The organism is Rhizobium sp. LjRoot258, assembly GCF_964254185.1.
Classification (GTDB): domain Bacteria; phylum Pseudomonadota; class Alphaproteobacteria; order Rhizobiales; family Rhizobiaceae; genus Rhizobium.
Genome location: NZ_CAXUST020000001.1, coordinates 3688154 through 3705563, shown reverse-complemented (window position 1 = coordinate 3705563; position 17410 = coordinate 3688154). Strand labels below are relative to the sequence as shown.

Below are 17410 nucleotides of genomic sequence, written 5' to 3'. Positions count from 1 at the left end.
CGGCTGTTTACGGCACTATTCTCTCGCTGAGGGGAGATATGCCAGATGTTCAATGCTGTGCCGCTGATGATTATTCCATTCATTCTTTACAATATGTCGATGCTGGGCTTGATGGGCGGCGGCGGGCTTCCCTCGCTGCAAAACGACGTCATCGTTTTGTCGATGATTTCGGGGGCCATGTGGAGCATGTCGCTTGGCGATCTTTTCATCGTCATCGCACTTGCGGTGCTATTTTTCGAAATACTGAAGGCGACGCGCAATGGCGGCGGCAGCCTGGCCAATCACATGCTGTCAATGCTCGTCTTCATAGCCTTCCTGGTCGAGTTTCTCCTCGTCCAAGATGCTGCCACCCAGGTTTTCTTCATCCTGATGACGATTGCGTTGATCGATGTGATTGGCGGCTTTGCCGTGTCTATTCGCACCGCCGGGCGCGATGTTTCGATCGGGCTCTGAAGCTCATAGATTGTCGAGTTTGTTCTGAAGCGCGCGCAGCTGTTCCTTCAGCTCGTCGATGTCTTTTGCCTCCGCCTTGCGGCTCTCCTTAGCCGGCGGTGTCATGAACGGCGAGAACATCTGCATCGCTTGCTGGAACATCTCGGTGTTGCGACGGACCTGGTCTTCGACCATTTGCATCGGTAGTTGCAGGTTCTTGCCGATGGGCGTTTCGCCGAAAGCGCGCGTGACCTGCTCGCGCATCTGCGCCTGCTGTTCGGTAAAGGCGCGCATGGAATGTTCCAAGAAGCTCGGGACGACCATCTGCATCTGGTCGCCGTAGTAGGTAATCAGTTGGCGGAGGAACGAGATCGGCAGGAGCGTGTTGCCCGTCTTGGATTCCTGTTCGAAAATGATTTGCGTCAGTACCGAGTGGGTAATGTCGTCGCCGCTCTTTGCATCCTGGACTGTAAAATCCTCACCCTTCTTCACCATCTCTGCCAGGTCTTCCAACGTCACGTAAGTGCTGGTGCCTGTGTTATAGAGGCGGCGATTGGCGTATTTCTTGATTACGATCTGCCCGTCATTCTTCGCCATATCAGTCTCCCGAAGCCCGTCTGATTGTTATGGAAATTCCTCCACTGAGGAATGTAGACGCAAACGAAGCCCAGTGACAATCTCTTTGTGCGATGCGGCAACCCCTTTTAAGGCAGAGATAATTTGCCTCAGCGTAAGCAATCCCTAAAATTGAATGGTAGAGTCTTGTCGTTTGACTTGACAATGAAGCTTTGTCAGTTTCGCTATATCTGGTGGAGTTAACGAGGAGATCGTCATGTCGAGTTCATCCATCGTCATCGCTAGTGCAGGTCGCACTGCCGTTGGCTCATTCAATGGCGCCTTCGCCACCGTTCCGGCCCATGAACTGGGTGCGGCTGCGGTCAAGGGCGCGCTGGAGCGTGCAGGTGTCGAGGCCGGCGAAGTCGATGAAGTCATTCTCGGCCAGGTTCTTGCGGCTGGCGAAGGCCAGAACCCCGCCCGCCAGGCGGCCATGAAGGCCGGCGTTCCCAAGGAAGCGACCGCATGGGGCGTCAACCAGCTCTGTGGCTCGGGTCTTCGCGCCGTCGCGCTCGGCATGCAGCAGATCGCGCTCGGTGATGCAAAAATCATCGTCGCGGGCGGCCAAGAGTCGATGTCGATGGCGCCGCACGCGGCGCATTTGCGAGGCGGCGTGAAAATGGGCGACATGAAGATGGTCGACACCATGATCAAGGACGGCCTGACGGATGCCTTCTATGGCTATCACATGGGCATCACCGCCGAGAACATTGCGCGCCAGTGGCAGCTCTCCCGCGAAGAGCAGGACCGATTTGCCGTCGCGTCGCAGAATAAGGCGGAAGCCGCGCAAAAGGCCGGCCGATTCAGCGATGAAATCATCCCCTTCGTCATCCAGACACGAAAGGGCGACGTGACCGTTGATGCCGACGAGTACATCCGTTACGGCGCGACGTTAGACTCGATGGCCAAACTGCGTCCGGCTTTCGACAAAGAGGGCACGGTGACTGCAGCAAATGCCTCCGGCCTGAACGATGGCGCCGCCGCAGCCGTGCTGATGACCGAGGCCGAAGCCTCTCGTCGGGGCATCCAGCCGCTCGTGCGCATTGTCTCCTGGGCGACAGCAGGCGTTGATCCGCAGGTCATGGGAACCGGCCCGATCCCGGCGTCGCGCAAGGCGCTGGAGAAGGCGGGCTGGTCCGTCGGCGATCTCGATCTCGTCGAAGCGAACGAAGCCTTCGCCGCGCAGGCCTGTGCCGTCAACAAGGACCTCGGCTGGGATCCTTCGATTGTCAACGTCAACGGTGGCGCGATCGCGATCGGCCATCCAATCGGCGCTTCCGGCGCGCGGGTGCTCAATACGCTCCTTTTTGAGATGAAGCGCCGTGGCGCGAAGAAGGGATTGGCGACGCTCTGCATCGGTGGCGGCATGGGCGTCGCAATGTGCTTCGAAGCTCTTTGAATAGCAGGCAGCCCAATTAGAACCTGAGCCCCGCAGTATAGCGGGGCCTTCAAACAAGGGAGCGGAACATGAGCAGGGTGGCTGTTGTCACTGGTGGTACCCGCGGCATTGGCGCCGCGATTTCTCTCGCGCTGAAGAATGCCGGCTATACGGTTGCCGCCAACTACGCTGGCAACGACGAAAAGGCGAACGCCTTTCACGGCGCTACAGGCATTCCGGTCTTCAAATGGGATGTTTCCGACTACACGTCATGCGGCGAAGGCATCGCGAAGGTCGAGGCCGAACTGGGTGTGATCGATGTCCTTGTTAATAACGCCGGCATCACGCGGGACGCAATGTTCCACAAGATGACACCGCAGCAGTGGCACGAGGTCGTCAACACCAACCTCACCGGTCTCTTCAACATGACACACCAGGTCTGGGGCGGCATGCGCGACCGAAGCTACGGGCGGATCGTCAACATTTCCTCGATCAACGGCCAAAAGGGTCAGATGGGACAGGTGAACTATTCGGCTGCGAAGGCCGGAGACCTCGGGTTCACCAAGGCGCTTGCGCAGGAAGGTGCTGCCAAAAACATCACCGTGAACGCGATCTGCCCAGGCTATATCGGTACGGAAATGGTTCTTGCAGTGCCGGAGAAAGTGCTGAACGAGCGGATCATTCCGCAGATTCCGGTTGGCCGTCTCGGCGAACCGGAAGAGGTGGCGCGCTGTGTCGTCTTCCTGGTTTCCGACGACGCAGGTTTCATCACCGGATCGACGCTAAGCGCCAATGGTGGTCAGTTGTTCGTTTAGCGGATGGACGCCGTAAGGCCGTTATCGTGGCTCTCGATCTGCTGCGAATAGCGGCCTTGCTGGCTGCGCGTATCGTATGGATTCAAGTATGCCGCATAGGCCGCCATGGCGATTGTCAACATTGCGGCCGCACCGATAATTCTCGTCATTGCCCTGCACTCCAAATTCCCCACGACGCATTGGTCGTTCAACCCGGTGTCGATATTGGGGCCGATTTGAGGAATTATTTGGCTGTCTTTCAGCCCTTTGGGTGGCGCTTTGTTTTAGCCCTGACCGGCACCTTCTGCATTGCACGGCCTTCGCCGCGAAGAGCGGCGGTGGCTGTGGTTACGAAGGCGGCCGCAATGAGGATGGCAACCGCTGAATTCAAGATGATCTGAGTCATGCGACGGTTCCTTTCAAAGTCTGGCGGGGCTTGGCCTCCGCCGCTGTTCTTGAAAGAAATATGCGCCTCGCCCTCACGGCCCGGTAGATTGAACTTTGACGACCGACTGTCAGCGTGGCGTTGACAATCGGGGCTCTTAGAGATGGGGATTGCGCGGTCGATATTTCGTCACCAGTCGCTGATTGACCGCGGCAGCGCCAGGCATATTGGCACTGAGATAAATCGGTGCGTCGCCGCCTTTCGACAGCTCCAAAGCGACGTCAGCGAAGATGGCGTTGAGGACCGTCGCGCCGATAGCGGTCGAAACCGGGCCGACTTTTAGCTCCGTGCCTGGGAGCGCAATCACTGCATCGCCGGGAGGAAGACCGTTGTCCAACACGATATCGGCGATGTCGGCAAGGCGTCGTCGCCCGTTCGCGACCGCACTCGAATAGGAGACCGACGTGATCGCGATCACCTTGGCGCCGATCTCGTGGCCATAATCGGCGGCTTCGATCGGCGCTGCATTCACGCCGGAGTTCGACGCGATGATGATGACATCGCCCGGCTGCATGCCGTAGCGTTCCAGCACCGGCCGCACCAATCCTTCTGTCCGCTCATAGACGGAGCTGATCACCGCGCCCTCGTGCAGCATCGCGGAGCCAACGAGAACCGGAACGGTGAAAGCGAGGCCACCTGCCCGATAGTGCACCTCTTCGGCCAGCATGTGCGAGTGTCCGGTGCCGAACACATAGACCCGCTTGTCATTGCGGGCGGCTTCTAGGATCGCATTGGCCGCCAAAGCCATGGGCTCAGCGAGCTCCGTCTTCAAAGTCTCGAGTCGGCCAATCAGATTGGAGAAGTAAGCATCGGTGATCGCTGTCATCACGTCCTCGATTTCTAGGCCGCTTCGCCGCTGATGAAGGTCCGAGTGACCTGGAGAGCATCGGTCAGATGCACCAGATCGGCTCGGGCACCCGGCGAAAGGTGGCCGTGGTCTTCAAGGCGCAGGAAGCGCGCCGGGTAGAGCGTCGCCATGCGAAGGGCCTCTGCGAGCGGCAGTTCCAGATAGGTAACGCCATAGCGGATGGTCGACACCATATCCACGTCGGAGCCGGCAAGCGTGCCGTCGGACAGAACCAGCTTCGAGCAGAAGCCACCTCTCTCGCGTCGGACGGTGCGGCCATTCAGCGTGAAGGAGTCTTGCTCCGATCCAACCAGCGACATCGCGTCGGTGACGAAAAATAGCCTGCCTTCACCCCGTTTGGCGCGAAGAGCGGTTCGAAGCGCCTTCGGATCAACATGATGGCCATCGGCAATGATGCCGCACCAGACCGAAGGATGATCGATGGCGGCACCGACGAGGCCGGGCGCCCGGTGGCCGAGTTGGCTCATGGCGTTGAAAAGATGGGTGACACCCCGCGCGCCGGCGTCGAAGCGAGCCTCCGCCACCTCGCTGGAACAATCGGAATGGCCAATGCTGACGGTGACGCCGGCTTCGCTGAGTTCGCGTACCTGTTTTGAGGTTACTTGCTCGGCCGCCATCGTTACCAGCAGGGTACCGATCGCTTCCTTGGCCGCAATGAAGGCTGTCACGTCCTTGTCTTCAACGGGGCGCATGAGTTCGGCAAGATGTGCCCCCTTGCGTGCCGGCGCCAGATGTGGGCCTTCAAGATGGAGACCCGACACGCCGCGATTCGTCTTGACGGCTTCCTTGGCCGCCTCGATCGCCGCCGCCGTCGCGTCCGCCGTATCGGTGATTAGCGTCGGCAGCAGCGCAGTCGTGCCATAGGGCCGATGACCCTCGGCAATCATGTACATGGAGGCTGCAGAGGGCTCGTCGTTGAGCATTCGCCCGCCACCCCCATTTACCTGCGCATCGATGAAGCCTGCCGAAAGAACCCCACCTTCGAACCGCGTGTGCTCGCCCTCCGGCAGTTCGCTTGCCGTCGCAATGGCCTCGACGCGCCCGTCCGACACAATGAGCGCCTTATCGTCGTGGAAGCGTTGGCCGTCGAAGATCCGGGCGCCGGAGAAGATCTTGCGAACCATCACATCGTCTCCGTGACCTTGAGGAGATTGGCCGGCTTGTCCGGGTCGAAGCCCTTGCGCCGTGTGACTGACTCGATCAGGCGATAGTAGACGAGCAGCGAAACGAGCGGGTCGAGCAGACCGCTGCCCGTCGTCGGCACCTGCAAATTGATGCCGGAGACCGGCTGGCCCGAGAACGGCACGGTGGTTGCGCCGAGCTTCCGCAGCCGCTCAAGCGCTTGGACGTTGTTGCTGAATGCCGGATCATCAGGCGTGAAGGCGACGATTGGGAAGCCCGGCTGAACAAGACGCATCGGCCCATGCATCAGTTCGGCAAGCGAGAAGGCTTCCGCGTGCAAGCTGGCCGTCTCCTTGGCTTTCAATGCTGCCTCGAGCGCAATGGCGAAAGCGGGGCCGCGACCGGCCGTATAAAGAGAGCTGGCGTCGAAAAGAACGTCCTCTGCCGCCTTCGTATCGATCCCACTGGTCGCCTGGAGGGCTTCCGGCAGCTTTTCCAAGGCGGCATGCAGATCGCGCTTGCCGCTGATGGCTGCCGTGACACCGGAAAGCGCGGCAACCGAGGCGATGAAGGACTTGGTCGCTGCCACGCTCTTCTCCGGGCCAGCATTGAGGCCGAGAACGATGTCGGCCTGCTTGGCGAGCGGGCTGTCGGTGACGTTGACGACGGCGATCGTCGTTGCGCCGCCATGCTTTGCCGCATCCTGCAAGGCAATGATGTCGGGGCTTGCGCCGGATTGCGACACCGTGAAGTGGATGCCCCCCTTCAGATGCAGAGACGCACCATAGACTGACGCGATCGATGGGCCAACCGATGCGACCGGCACGCCACAGGTGATCTCGAACAGGTATTTGAAGAAGGTCGCGGCATGGTCCGACGACCCGCGCGCTGCCGTCGTCACCACGGTCGGAACGCCTGATGCAAACAGCTTCGCAATTTCGTCGAAGCCGGACTTTTCTTTCTGAAGCAGGGTTGCGACGACCTCCGGCGATTGGTCGGCTTCCTGCAACATTAGCGACTGGGTTTCACTCATAGGTCATCTCCAATTCTTAATTCCGCAACAAAATCATATGCATCGCCACGATAGTGGGAGCGGGTGTATTCGACGACACGCTGGTCTTCCAGGCGCGAGACGCGTTCGATGAGTAGCGCGGGCGCGCCGGCATTCACGTGCAGCGCGGCGGCCGATGACGGATCGAGCGTGACCGCCGTCAATCTCTGCAGCGCCCGAACGGGGCGGTGGCCGTTTGCCGCGAGTGCTTCGTAAAGAGATCCTTCTCCACCACCATTTTCTCCAAGGAATTTTATCGGCACGACAGCGCGTTCGATCGCAAGCGGCAGCCCGTCGGCAAGACGCAGACGATCGAGGCGAAGGACGGGTTCATCAAGGCCGAGGCCAAGCAGGAACGCCTCATCGGGAGATGGCGTATTGACCGTCCGAGACAAGATCCTTGCGGCAGGGGCGCGACCGCGCGAGCGCATGTCGGCAGAAAACGAGGAGAGCCGCCACAGCGATTGTTCCATGCGTTCAACCTTGCTGGAAACGAAGGTGCCGCTCCCGTGCCGAGACTCGAGCGTGCCAGCGTTCATCAGGTCACGATAGGCGGTTCGAACAGTCACGCGTCCGACCTTCAGCGCTTCGGCCATATCGCGCTCGCCGGGGAGTGCCGTTCCAGGCTTCAGTAATCCTTCCTGAATCAGGCCAGTCAGGGCCTGCGCCAGCCGCTTGTAAAGCGGTCCCGTCAACGCCTCGTCGCGCAGACCACGGCTGTTCAGCTCAGCTATCAGACTGGTTCTATCCATGTTCCAGTAATAGAACCTATTTAGAACCAATCGCAAGCGAGAAATAACTCTAAAAAGAAAAACCCTCGCAGGCCGACTGCGAGGGTTTGTTCATTCGAGCACAAGATGAGAGCGTCAGCTCTTCGAGAAAACGTAGTCCGTTTCCTGACGCAGGACCTCGCCCGGGCGCAGAACGGCGTTCGGAAATCCCTCGTGATTGATTGCATCGGGCCAGATCTGCGTTTCCAGGCAGAAGCCGGCGAACGGACCATATTTGCGTCCGTCGAGGCCGGGCACAGGCACGTTGAGCTTGAAGGCGGCATAGAACTGGACGCCGGGCTCCGTCGTGCGTACTTCCAGCGAAACGCCCGAGTTCAGGCTGCGCGCAAGCGCGACGGACCGCTTGGCGGTCCGGTCATCGGAAAGGCAGAAATTGTGATCGTAGAGCGCCTGCTCGCTGCCGTCGAACCGCTTCATCGGCGACATCTCGCGGAAGTCGAAGACAGTTCCGGCGACGGGTCGGATCTCACCCGTCGGGACCTGCAGTTCATCGGTGACGAGGTAGCCGTCGGCTGCAATCATGATGTCGTGGCCGAGCGCATCGTCACGGCCGTCGAGGTTGAAATAGGCATGTTGGCAAACGTTGGCGATCGTCGGCTGATCACTGGTCGATTCGTAGACGACGGAGAATTCGCCGTCGCCATGCACCCAGTAGGTTGCCTGGATAGTGCAGTTGCCCGGATAGCCGGCGCGGCCGTCCGGATCGACGATCTTCAGCACAACGCGGTCGACATCATGCTCGACGATTGTCCAGTTCTGCTTGGCGATGTTGTCGCTGCCGCCATGCAGGTGGGTCACGCCCTTCTCGTTGAGATCGAGCTGATAGGTCTTGCCATCCAGCGTGAACTTGCCGCCGCCGATGCGGTTTGCGCAGCGTCCGGGCGTTGCGCCAAAGTAGGAGGAGTGAGCGGGGTAGCTGTCGAAATCGTCGAAGCCGAGCAGAAGCGGGGCATCGTGGTCGTCGAGGCGGAGATCCTGAATGACGGCACCCCAGGTGATGATCTTGGCTGTCAGCCCGCCACCCTTGATCTCGATCCGATAGACAGTTTCTCCCGACTTGGTCTGCCCAAAAACTTCCCGTTTCAACACTTCCGCCATAACGACCGTCCAGATATATCTTCGATTGAGGCAGGGACCCTGCCCCCATTTGCCGCAAACCGCAACGGGTGTGCCGCAAAAAAGAAACGCTACCAGACCGGGGACACGCTCCGCCCAGCCGCTTGGCGTTGCTCGTCTCAGTCGCTCTTGCCGATATCGTTGAGATCGTAAGGCGTGGTCTGGTAGATCTCGTTGATCCAGTTGCCGAACAACAGGTGCGCGTGGCTGCGCCAGCGGTTTTGCGGCGTCAGCGACGGATCGTTGTGCGGGAAGTAGTTGTGCGGCATCTTGATCGGAACGCCGGCATTCACGTCGCGGAAATATTCGTCGGAAAGCGACGTGGAATCATATTCCACATGATTGAACATATAGAGCCGCTTGCCCTTCCGCTCATGCACGAGGCAGACGCCCATTTCGTTGGACTCCATCAGGATCTCAAGGCTTTCCGACTTTTCGATGTCGCCGCGGCGGACTTCGGTCCAGCGCGACACCGGCACTTCGAAATTGTCCGAGAAACCGTTCAGGTAAACGGATGACGGCTTCAGGTTCCGGTGCCGGTAGACGCCGAAGGCCTTCTCCTTGAGCTCGTACTTCGGAACACCGTGGAAATGATAGATCGCGGCCATTGCACCCCAGCAGACGTTCATCGACGAATGGACGTTGGTTTCCGTCCAGTCGAAAATCTGCTGCATTTCGCCCCAATAGTTCACGTCCTCGTAGGGCAGCGTCTCGATCGGCGCGCCGGTAGTGATGAAGCCGTCGAACTTGCGGTGCTTCACTTCCTCCCACGTCTGGTAGAAGGCGAGAAGATGGTCTTCCGAGGTGTTCTTTGCTTTGTGGTTACCCACGCGGATCAGCGAAAGTTCCACCTGCAGTGGAGACGCGCCGACCAGGCGGGCCATCTGCAATTCCGTCTTGATCTTGTTCGGCATGAGGTTGAGAAGCCCGATCTGCAGCGGTCGGATGTCCTGACGGATAGCCACCGTCTCGGTCATCACGCGCACGCCTTCCTGAACCAGGGTTTCAAATGCAGGCAAGGTATCGGGGATCTTGATGGGCATTGCGGTCACTCGATCAAAACAACGAATACATCGCTATCGGTCCGCACGCGGCCCTTTAGCGACTTCTTTAACGTGGCTGCAAGCCGGCCGGCCAAATCACCACGGAGCGTTCTAAATAGCGTTAGTCGACCTGCGAATCAATTGCCCAAACGAACGGAGGGGTCGATGCGAGGTCACTCCCACGTTAATGGCTGCTAGAATCTGTTGGTGGACACAACGAATCGCGATGTTTATTGAAGTAGAATGACGGCTAGGGACGCGTAATGGCAGATGACCTCGAAGGCAGGCCAAGCATTCAACGGCAGGACAGAGTAGGATACGATCTGAGCCTGGGCTATCGCATGAAGGTCATGTTCTCGGCTTTCTGGCATTCACCCGTGCGGGGACGGGTCTTGCTGATCGCAACGGCGCTGATCGCCATCATTCTCGCCACCGCCTATGCGACCGTCATCCTCAACCAGTGGAACGCGCCCTTTTACGACAGCATCGCTCGGCGTGATTTGCATGGGTTCTTCCATCAGCTGAAGGTCTTCGCGCTGATTGCGGGCATGCTGCTCTTGCTCAACGTCGTGCAGGCCTGGCTGAACCAGATGACCGCGCTCTACATGCGCGAAGGTCTGACGCGCGATCTCGTCAACCAATGGCTCCAGCGCAAGCGTGCGCTTCGGCTTTCGGCCAGCGGCCTCATCGGCGTCAATCCCGATCAGCGCCTACACGAAGATGCCCGCAACCTCGCGGAAAGCACGACGACCCTGATGATCGGGCTGGTGCAGGCGACGATCTTGCTCATCAGTTTCATCGGCGTGCTATGGGAATTGTCCAGCGGCTTTGTCTTCCGTTTCGGCACCTATGCCTTCTCCATTCCGGGCTATATGGTTTGGGCCGCAATCTTCTATGCGGCGTCCGCATCTATTCTCAGCCAGCTGGTAGGCCGCAAGCTCGTGAAGCTCAATGCGGATCGTTTCTCGAAGGAGGCGGAACTTCGCTTTGCGCTGATGCATGCCAACGAGAACATGCCGGCGATTACGGTGGCGCGCGGCGAGGAGAATGAGCAGCAGCGGATCAATACCGACATCAGCGCGGTGCTCGCCGTCATCAAGCGGGTGGCGATGGCCAACGTCAACCTTACCTGGGTGTCAGCCGGCTACGGCTGGCTTGTCGTGGTCATCCCGATCATTGTAGCCGCACCGGCATACTTCTCCGGCGGCCTGACGTTTGGCGAGCTGATGGTATCGGTCGGTGCTTTCAACCAGGTCAACACGGCCCTTCGCTGGTATGTGGCGAACTTCGGACCCATTGCCGAATGGCGCGCCACACTGATGCGTGTCACCGATTTTCGTCAAGCGCTCACCACCATGAGCGACGAGATCAATCTCAGGGGCACGATTAGCTACGAGCGCAGCCCGCCCGGGACACTGACCCTGGACCATGTACGGATCGCTTCTAAGATTGGCGAAGAGATCGACCAGTGCGGCGGGTTCCGCGTGCACGAAGGCGCCGTGACGATCAAGGTCGGCGAAAAGGTCATGATCAACGGCGATCACAACGTGAACCGCAAACTGCTCTTCCTTGCACTCTCCGAGCTTTGGCCGTGCGGGGGCGGTAAGATCGGCTTGCCGCCCGCCGACGACATGCTTTTCGTCGCGCAATCGGCTTACATCCCCGGGGGTTCGCTCCGCGAAGCGCTGGCGTTTCCTGAGTCTGCGGACACCTATGAGAATGCCGACGTCGTGGCAGCACTGGAAAAGGCAGGACTCCACCATCTGGTTTCCCGGCTCGATGCCCGGGCCCGGTGGGACAAGCTGCTCGATTCTGACGAGCAGCGTGCGATCGGTTTTGCTCGCCTGCTTCTCGTACGACCGAAATGGATCGTGTTCGACGAAGTGCTGGAAGGCATGGAGCCGGAATGGCAATCATCGATGATGGGCGTCCTGGCTTCGATGCCTGACACCACGATGATCTACATCGGTCGCTCAGACGCCTTCGTCGACACTTTCAAGCCGCGCGTGCTGCATCTGGAAGCTCTGCATGCGAAGCCGGAAGTGAAGGTCGTGGCAAAAGCGCCAAACGCACCCGCACCCGCGCTCTGACGGCTTACATCGGCGGCACGACGCCGTTTTTACCGACTGTGACGTTTGCTGCCGACACCGTGCCGTCTGCAGCTCTTTCGCCCATCACGATCACGCGCGCTCCTGCGACAAGGTCTGCCTTTCCGGCAGGGGCGAAGGTGACGATCGGTGTATCGTCGGCGATCGATATCGTCTTTTCCTTGCCTTGATATGTCAGCGTGATGGTGTGGCCATCGACTGCCTTGACGGCTTTCGCGACCGTCGCGTTGGTCATCGTGCTGTTTGGCCTCAAGTCCCAGGGGCGACTGCCTTCTCCGGTGCCCTTCATCGCTCCCGGAAAGATCAGCACTTCGAGAGCGCCATCGCCGCCATCAGCTTTTGGCAATGATGCAACGCCAACGAAATCGCCCGGCTTGATGTCTTCCACGGCGGCCTTCTTGATGCCGCGGACCTTCCAGTCTGGCTTCAATGTCACCGTTTGCTTTGTGCCTTCTCGTGTTTTGACCACCAACGTGTTGCCGCTCAGGCTTTCAATCGCGCCGCGCACGCGTTGCGCTTCCTGGGCAAGCGCGCCGTGCGACGTAATAACGAGGAAACCCGCGGCCCAGACGAGCGCGGTAGATGCTTTGAGATTGTGTGGCATAGTCTGCTTTCCTTGCCGTCGTGCAAGCTGCGGATACGGCGCGCAGCTTAGTCCTGCCGGTCGAAAGCTGACGAATCAATGAAACGTGAAAGCCAGGTCGCGCGGCAGAGACGGGTCGGATTGAAAGGGCGCGAGAGGGCCTTAGCCCTCCAATTCCTCCCGCAGCATCTCGAGTTCCAGCCATTCCTCTTCCATTTTCGTCAGGCTGTCCCGGAGCTTCTCCATCTCCGCTGCCAGACGGTTGAATGTGGTGGGGTCCTTGGTGAACAGGCCGGAGTCCGTCATCCGCTCCTCCCGTTTTGCGATCTCGGCTTCGGCCTTGGCCATTTCCTTCGGGAGATTTTCGAGCGCGAACTTCTGCTTGAACGAGAGCTTAGCCTTTCCTTTCGCAGTCTCGGCCGGGGCTGCTGCATCCCGCGGTTTCGATCGTTCCGCCGCCTTCTCGGCCTTCCTTCGCTCGTCGGCGATGCCCTTTCGTTGCGCGAGCATGTCCGAATAGCCGCCTGCATATTCGATCCAGCGTCCATCAGGTGCATCCGGGACCGCCGGGGCGATCGTCGACGTTACCGTGCGGTCGAGAAAGTCGCGGTCGTGGCTGACGAGGATGACGGTGCCGGGGAAGCCTGCAACGATTTCCTGCAGCAGATCCAGCGTCTCGATGTCTAGATCGTTGGTTGGCTCGTCGAGGATCAATAGGTTTGCCGGACGCGACATGATCCGCGCCAGCATCAGTCGCGCGCGCTCGCCACCGGATAGATTCCTGATCGGCGTCCGCGTCTGTTCAGGCTGGAACAGGAACTCCTTCATGTAGCCGGTCACGTGCCTCTGTTCACCGTTGACGAGCAGGTTCTCGCCGCGGCCATCCGTCAGGTAGTGGGCGAGCGTTTCGTCTGGATTGAGGTCTTCGCGCTTCTGATCCAGCGTCGCGATTTCCAGATTGGTCCCGAGTTTTATCGTGCCGCTGTCCGGCGCGAGTTGTCCGGTCAGCATCTTCAGGAGCGTCGTCTTGCCGGCGCCGTTCGGGCCGACGAGACCGATGCAATCACCGCGATGCACGCGGATGGAGAAGGGTGCGACAATGGGCCTATCCCCGAAGGTCTTCGTGATCTTGTCGGCCTCGACAACGAGTTTGCCGGATTCCTGCGCGTCGGAAACCGTGGCCTGCACGGTCCCTTGCGGGCCTTTGTGGCCGCGATATTGCGTGCGCATGGTCTGCAGTTCGCCGAGGCGGCGCATGTTGCGCTTGCGCCGTGCGGTGACACCGTAACGCAGCCAGTGCTCTTCGCGCTCGATTGCCTTGCCGAGCTTGTGCTGTTCAAGTTCTTCCGCTTCCAGCACCTGGTCACGCCAGGCTTCGAAATGGGCGAAGCCCTTGTCGAGCCGGCGCGAGGTGCCGCGGTCCAGCCAGACGGTCGCCGTCGAAACCTTCTCGAGGAAGCGCCGGTCGTGGGAGATCAGGACGAGCGCACTGCGGCTCTTCTGCAGTTCGCTTTCCAGCCATTCGATGGTCGGCAGGTCGAGATGGTTGGTCGGCTCGTCGAGGAGCAGGATATCGGGCTCGGGCGCTAGGACACGTGCGAGGGCGGCGCGGCGCGCCTCGCCTCCTGAGAGGTTGTTGGGATCCTCGTCGCCGGTGAGCCCGAGGTGCGAGAGGAGATAGGTAACACGGTAGTGGTCGTCGCCGGGACCAAGCCCCGCTTCGGCATAGGCCTGCACGGTCTTGTAGCCTGCGAAATCAGGGGCCTGTTCGAGGTAGCGCACCGTTGACGACGGGTGGCGGAAGACCTCGCCCGACTGCGCTTCGGTGATGCCGGCGGCGATTTTCAGAAGCGTCGACTTTCCAGAGCCGTTGCGGCCGACGAGACAGATCTTGTCTCCAGGCTCCACCTGCAGGGCGGCGCCGGCAAGCAATGGGGTGCCGCCGAAGCTGAGAAAGACGTCATCGAGTTTCAGAATGGGAGGCGCCAAAGATCAGACTCCGGAAAGGTCATAGGGGCGGGCGAGCACAATGGCTCGGCCGCTCTCGAGCGAAAAGCGCACCTTGCCGTTCGCGACATTGGAAATGGTGCGCGACGAGCCGAAGGGCAAATGGAAATCGGCCAGCGGGTAGCGCGCGTTTTCGATCGTCAGCCCGTGAAGTTCGCTGAGACCGGGAACCGAAAAGAGACTGTCAGGCGGCAGGTCCAGCTCGATTTTGCCGGCAATCAGTGGCACAGCCTCCTCCCCGCCCGACGTCAGAAGCATGTCATAGCCCTGTTCTGCAAGGCTGACGGCATAGAGCAGGTGCTGGATGGCATGGTCGGAACGCTCACCCGCGAGGGCACCTGCCAAAATAAGACGTTTCGCCCCACGTGCGATCGCTTCTGAGACCGCAATCTCACCATCGGTGGAAGCCTTTGCGGCGGGGTAGGGTTGTCTCGGCACAGCCGGAAAGGCGCCCGCAAGATCAGTTGGCGTCGAGTCGAAATCACCGACCCAGAGCTCCGGAACGACGCCGAGCGCAGCCGCATGACGCATTCCCCCGTCGGCCGCAATGAAACGGCTGTCCGAGATGGCGTCGCGCAGACGATCGGTTACCTGCAACTCGCCGCCAAGCAGAATGGTGAAGGTGGATTGGCTCATGCGCATTGCCCATAGCGCAAAGCGGGGGGGAAGGGAAAGGGCCGCCGTTCAGGCTTCGCCGACGATATCCTTGATGCGCGCTTGAAAAACGTCCTCGTAGCCGGAAATGAACTTCTCGAACAGCTCCCCGAACGCCTCGATCTCTTCCGGTTTCCAGTCTTTGACCACTTCGGAAACGAACGTGAGCTTCTGCGCGCGTATCTCCGACAACAGCCTCTGTCCGAGTGGCGTCATCACCACAATGATCCGTCGCGCATCGGTCTGTGATGCCTTTCGCCGCAGAATATTGCGTCCGACCATATCCGCGACGATGCGGCTCGCGCGCGACGGATCGATCCGCATCATCTCGGCGATCGTCCCGACTGTTACTTCACCGGTCTCCTGAGCGCGCCGCACAGCGTCCAGTACGTCAAGGTGCGATAGCTCAAGACCGGGAGCCACACTCTGGATGGCGAGCCGCCCGATCAGTCGGCGCCCGGTCATGAGGCGCATGCGTGTCATGCTTTGACCGATGCGCACAATGCCCGGCTCGTTGGTGGTGGGGTCCGTGTTGGTGAGGTTCATCAAGCTCTCGTTCATTCCGGAAATATAGCATGTCATGTGTCGATTGAGAATATGCCGAGGTCAATCAAGTGACATTGACAAATATATGCTAATAGCACATAAGTTGTTTCAACGCCTCATTCGGAACGACACTTCATGGACACTCAAATTGCCGCGGCGCCGCTTGTGACAGATCATCGTCGGCGGTTCATCCTCTTCCTTTTCCTGATGGCAGCCATGTTCATGGCGACGCTCGACAACCAGATCGTTGCAACGGCCCTGCCGACGATCGTTGGCGAGTTCGGCCATCTCGAACGGTTTGGCTGGATCGGCTCTGCCTATCTCCTCGCTGTGAGCGCAGTGATGCCGCTTTACGGCAAGCTTGGTGATCTCTTCGGCCGCAAGTATGTGATGATGGCCGCGATCATGATCTTCACGGTCGGCTCAGCCGTCTGCGGACTGGCTATATCCATGAACACGCTGATTGCGGCCCGCGTGCTGCAGGGGCTTGGCGGGGGTGGGATCATGGTATCGATCTTTGCGGTCAACGCCGATTTGTTTGAGCCCCGCGAACGCGCGCGTTACCAGAGCTATTCGAGCCTTGTGTTGATGGCGTCCGGCGCTATCGGACCGGTGCTCGGTGGTGCGATGAGCGATCTCTTCGGTTGGCGCTCGATCTTCCTCGTCAACGTTCCGATCGGTTTTGTTGTCCTTGTCGGCCTGGCACTGATGCTGCCTTACCGGAAGCCGAATCGTCGTCCGAAGATCGATTATGCCGGCGCCCTGCTGCTCGCCTTGACGACGGCAAGCATCGTGCTGGCCGCCGATGGCGCTCAGCTCTTCGGTTCGCTGGTGGCACCGCAGAACCTCGCCATGGTGGCGCTTGGTGTCGCTGCAGTCATCGGATGGATTTTCGTCGAGCGTCGCGCCGCCGAGCCGATTGTTCCTCTGTCGCTGTTCCGCAATTCCACGTTCAGCCTGTTGCTTGTGATGTCGATCATGAGCGGCGCGATCGGCATTGGCATGGTCAATTATTTTGCATTGTTCCTGCAGACAACGACCGGCCTTTCACCGTCGGCGGCCGGAGCATTCTTTATTCTCTTGACCGGCGGCATTGTTTGCGGGTCGCTCTCGGCCGGGCGCATCATCTCCATCACCGGGCGCTATAAGCCGTTTGCAATAGCAAGCTTGACCTGCAGTGCCATCGCATTCGTGCTGCTCACTCAGGTTCATGCAGGAACGCCGGTCTTGCTTATCGGGGCGGTGATGGCGCTTCACGGCTTTGGTGTCGGCCTTGCACAGCAGGTGCCCGTCGTTGGCGTTCAGAATGCGGCGCCCGCCCGCGATGTCGGCGCGGCGACCGGGTCGGTAACGCTCTCGCGCATGGGCGGCGCATCGATCGCGATCTCCATTTATGGCGCGATCGTTGGCTCACAACTCGGCAAGACGGGACTTTCCATTCCCGGCGTGACCGATATCGAGCAGCTGACGCCGAAGATGCTGGCAGCTTTGCCGGAGGTTGCGCGTCAGGCTGTGGCCGAAGCCTATGCCAATGCCTTCATTCCGCTGTTCATGGCTTCCTGCGCGATCGCTCTTATCGGCCTTTGCACCGCCTTGATGCTGAAGCCGACGCAGTTGCCTCGCGCGGCCGAGGTGCGGCCGGCAGCCAGTGCCGAAGCAGCGGAGTAAATGCCGGTGGCGGACCGAGGCCGCCACTTGCAAGAGACCAAGCGTGGCGATACACCTTCAAACGCTCTAACGGGGTGCCTCGTGCCATTCGGTGCGCGGCTGAGAGGCTGAAAGCCAACCCGCGGAACCTGATCCGGCTAACACCGGCGGAGGGATTAGACGCGTGACATCTGGCACCGCCCTTTTCCC

18 protein-coding genes and 2 riboswitches are annotated in these 17410 nt (G+C 59.9%); of the genes, 5 read left to right on the top strand and 13 right to left on the bottom strand.

Annotated features, from left to right (window positions below):
• Positions 1–45 precede the first annotated feature (45 nt).
• A complete protein-coding gene (locus tag ACSQ9D_RS18190; protein ID WP_037116545.1) occupies positions 46–453 on the top strand; it encodes a hypothetical protein in 408 nt (135 codons plus the stop codon).
• A gap of 3 nt (positions 454–456) precedes the next feature.
• Here the strand turns inward: ACSQ9D_RS18190 and phaR are convergent, their stop codons facing one another.
• Positions 457–1029 (bottom strand): polyhydroxyalkanoate synthesis repressor PhaR, encoded by a 573-nt coding sequence (phaR, locus tag ACSQ9D_RS18185; protein WP_007528399.1) that lies wholly within the window; start codon positions 1027–1029, stop codon positions 457–459.
• Positions 1030–1264: 235 nt separating this feature from the next.
• Here phaR and ACSQ9D_RS18180 point away from each other — a divergent pair, with 235 nt between their 5' ends.
• Positions 1265–2446, top strand: coding sequence for an acetyl-CoA C-acetyltransferase (locus ACSQ9D_RS18180; RefSeq protein WP_436283335.1), 1182 nt, complete (start codon positions 1265–1267; stop codon positions 2444–2446).
• A gap of 68 nt (positions 2447–2514) precedes the next feature.
• Positions 2515–3240 (top strand): beta-ketoacyl-ACP reductase, encoded by a 726-nt coding sequence (locus tag ACSQ9D_RS18175; RefSeq protein WP_072369695.1) that lies wholly within the window; start codon positions 2515–2517, stop codon positions 3238–3240.
• Here ACSQ9D_RS18175 and ACSQ9D_RS18170 read toward each other — a convergent pair.
• From ACSQ9D_RS18170 to metA, 8 genes are all read right to left on the bottom strand, one after another.
• Complete coding sequence (locus tag ACSQ9D_RS18170) at positions 3237–3389, bottom strand: hypothetical protein (RefSeq protein ID WP_167546215.1); 153 nt, start codon at positions 3387–3389, stop codon at positions 3237–3239. The genes ACSQ9D_RS18175 and ACSQ9D_RS18170 overlap by 4 nt on opposite strands.
• An 89-nt stretch (positions 3390–3478) precedes the next feature.
• Positions 3479–3625 (bottom strand): hypothetical protein, encoded by a 147-nt coding sequence (locus ACSQ9D_RS18165; RefSeq protein ID WP_197065953.1) that lies wholly within the window; start codon positions 3623–3625, stop codon positions 3479–3481.
• Between the two features lie 136 nt (positions 3626–3761).
• Positions 3762–4490 (bottom strand): SIS domain-containing protein, encoded by a 729-nt coding sequence (locus ACSQ9D_RS18160; RefSeq protein ID WP_436283334.1) that lies wholly within the window; start codon positions 4488–4490, stop codon positions 3762–3764.
• A 14-nt stretch (positions 4491–4504) separates the two neighbouring features.
• Positions 4505–5656, bottom strand: a complete 1152-nt coding sequence (gene nagA, locus ACSQ9D_RS18155; RefSeq protein ID WP_436283333.1) for an N-acetylglucosamine-6-phosphate deacetylase — start codon at positions 5654–5656, stop codon at positions 4505–4507.
• Positions 5656–6687, bottom strand: coding sequence for an SIS domain-containing protein (locus ACSQ9D_RS18150; RefSeq protein WP_436283332.1), 1032 nt, complete (start codon positions 6685–6687; stop codon positions 5656–5658). The genes nagA and ACSQ9D_RS18150 overlap by 1 nt, the downstream gene beginning before the upstream one ends.
• On the bottom strand, positions 6684–7457 hold the full coding sequence (locus ACSQ9D_RS18145; RefSeq protein ID WP_436283331.1) for a GntR family transcriptional regulator: 774 nt from the start codon (positions 7455–7457) through the stop codon (positions 6684–6686). Before ACSQ9D_RS18145 ends, ACSQ9D_RS18150 begins: the two co-directional genes overlap by 4 nt.
• A gap of 114 nt (positions 7458–7571) precedes the next feature.
• Positions 7572–8594 (bottom strand): aldose epimerase family protein, encoded by a 1023-nt coding sequence (locus tag ACSQ9D_RS18140; protein ID WP_436283330.1) that lies wholly within the window; start codon positions 8592–8594, stop codon positions 7572–7574.
• 137 nt (positions 8595–8731) lie between these two features.
• Positions 8732–9655, bottom strand: coding sequence for a homoserine O-acetyltransferase MetA (gene metA / locus ACSQ9D_RS18135; protein WP_436283329.1), 924 nt, complete (start codon positions 9653–9655; stop codon positions 8732–8734).
• Positions 9656–9690: 35 nt separating this feature from the next.
• Positions 9691–9768: riboswitch (SAM riboswitch) on the bottom strand.
• Between the two features lie 150 nt (positions 9769–9918).
• Here metA and ACSQ9D_RS18130 point away from each other — a divergent pair.
• Positions 9919–11745: an ABC transporter ATP-binding protein/permease gene (locus ACSQ9D_RS18130; RefSeq protein ID WP_436283328.1), complete on the top strand. Its 1827-nt coding sequence runs from the start codon at positions 9919–9921 to the stop codon at positions 11743–11745.
• 4 nt (positions 11746–11749) lie between these two features.
• Here the strand turns inward: ACSQ9D_RS18130 and ACSQ9D_RS18125 are convergent, their stop codons facing one another.
• From ACSQ9D_RS18125 to ACSQ9D_RS18110, 4 genes are all read right to left on the bottom strand, one after another.
• On the bottom strand, positions 11750–12367 hold the full coding sequence (locus ACSQ9D_RS18125; protein ID WP_436283327.1) for a DUF5666 domain-containing protein: 618 nt from the start codon (positions 12365–12367) through the stop codon (positions 11750–11752).
• Between the two features lie 141 nt (positions 12368–12508).
• Positions 12509–14335, bottom strand: coding sequence for an ATP-binding cassette domain-containing protein (locus ACSQ9D_RS18120; protein WP_436283326.1), 1827 nt, complete (start codon positions 14333–14335; stop codon positions 12509–12511).
• A gap of 3 nt (positions 14336–14338) precedes the next feature.
• On the bottom strand, positions 14339–14989 hold the full coding sequence (locus ACSQ9D_RS18115) for a thiamine diphosphokinase (protein WP_436283325.1): 651 nt from the start codon (positions 14987–14989) through the stop codon (positions 14339–14341).
• Between the two features lie 48 nt (positions 14990–15037).
• Entirely contained in the window at positions 15038–15568 is a 531-nt protein-coding gene (locus ACSQ9D_RS18110; protein ID WP_436283872.1) for a MarR family winged helix-turn-helix transcriptional regulator, read from the bottom strand.
• A gap of 120 nt (positions 15569–15688) precedes the next feature.
• Here ACSQ9D_RS18110 and ACSQ9D_RS18105 point away from each other — a divergent pair, with 120 nt between their 5' ends.
• Positions 15689–17221, top strand: coding sequence for an MDR family MFS transporter (locus ACSQ9D_RS18105; protein ID WP_436283324.1), 1533 nt, complete (start codon positions 15689–15691; stop codon positions 17219–17221).
• A gap of 60 nt (positions 17222–17281) precedes the next feature.
• A riboswitch (TPP riboswitch) is annotated at positions 17282–17393 on the top strand.
• Positions 17394–17410 lie beyond the last annotated feature (17 nt).

Excerpts from the sequence above, each read along its gene's own strand:
- ACSQ9D_RS18190 (WP_037116545.1), top strand. The coding sequence starts at position 46 with ATGTTCAATGCTGTGCCGCTGATGATTATTCCATTCATTCTTTACAAT.
- phaR (WP_007528399.1), bottom strand. The coding sequence starts at position 1,029 with ATGGCGAAGAATGACGGGCAGATCGTAATCAAGAAATACGCCAATCGC.
- ACSQ9D_RS18180 (WP_436283335.1), top strand. The coding sequence starts at position 1,265 with ATGTCGAGTTCATCCATCGTCATCGCTAGTGCAGGTCGCACTGCCGTT.
- ACSQ9D_RS18175 (WP_072369695.1), top strand. The coding sequence starts at position 2,515 with ATGAGCAGGGTGGCTGTTGTCACTGGTGGTACCCGCGGCATTGGCGCC.
- ACSQ9D_RS18170 (WP_167546215.1), bottom strand. The coding sequence starts at position 3,389 with ATGACGAGAATTATCGGTGCGGCCGCAATGTTGACAATCGCCATGGCG.
- ACSQ9D_RS18165 (WP_197065953.1), bottom strand. The coding sequence starts at position 3,625 with ATGACTCAGATCATCTTGAATTCAGCGGTTGCCATCCTCATTGCGGCC.
- ACSQ9D_RS18160 (WP_436283334.1), bottom strand. The coding sequence starts at position 4,490 with ATGACAGCGATCACCGATGCTTACTTCTCCAATCTGATTGGCCGACTC.
- nagA (WP_436283333.1), bottom strand. The coding sequence starts at position 5,656 with ATGGTTCGCAAGATCTTCTCCGGCGCCCGGATCTTCGACGGCCAACGC.
- ACSQ9D_RS18150 (WP_436283332.1), bottom strand. The coding sequence starts at position 6,687 with ATGAGTGAAACCCAGTCGCTAATGTTGCAGGAAGCCGACCAATCGCCG.
- ACSQ9D_RS18145 (WP_436283331.1), bottom strand. The coding sequence starts at position 7,457 with ATGGATAGAACCAGTCTGATAGCTGAGCTGAACAGCCGTGGTCTGCGC.
- ACSQ9D_RS18140 (WP_436283330.1), bottom strand. The coding sequence starts at position 8,594 with ATGGCGGAAGTGTTGAAACGGGAAGTTTTTGGGCAGACCAAGTCGGGA.
- metA (WP_436283329.1), bottom strand. The coding sequence starts at position 9,655 with ATGCCCATCAAGATCCCCGATACCTTGCCTGCATTTGAAACCCTGGTT.
- ACSQ9D_RS18130 (WP_436283328.1), top strand. The coding sequence starts at position 9,919 with ATGGCAGATGACCTCGAAGGCAGGCCAAGCATTCAACGGCAGGACAGA.
- ACSQ9D_RS18125 (WP_436283327.1), bottom strand. The coding sequence starts at position 12,367 with ATGCCACACAATCTCAAAGCATCTACCGCGCTCGTCTGGGCCGCGGGT.
- ACSQ9D_RS18115 (WP_436283325.1), bottom strand. The coding sequence starts at position 14,989 with ATGAGCCAATCCACCTTCACCATTCTGCTTGGCGGCGAGTTGCAGGTA.
- ACSQ9D_RS18110 (WP_436283872.1), bottom strand. The coding sequence starts at position 15,568 with ATGAACGAGAGCTTGATGAACCTCACCAACACGGACCCCACCACCAAC.
- ACSQ9D_RS18105 (WP_436283324.1), top strand. The coding sequence starts at position 15,689 with ATGGACACTCAAATTGCCGCGGCGCCGCTTGTGACAGATCATCGTCGG.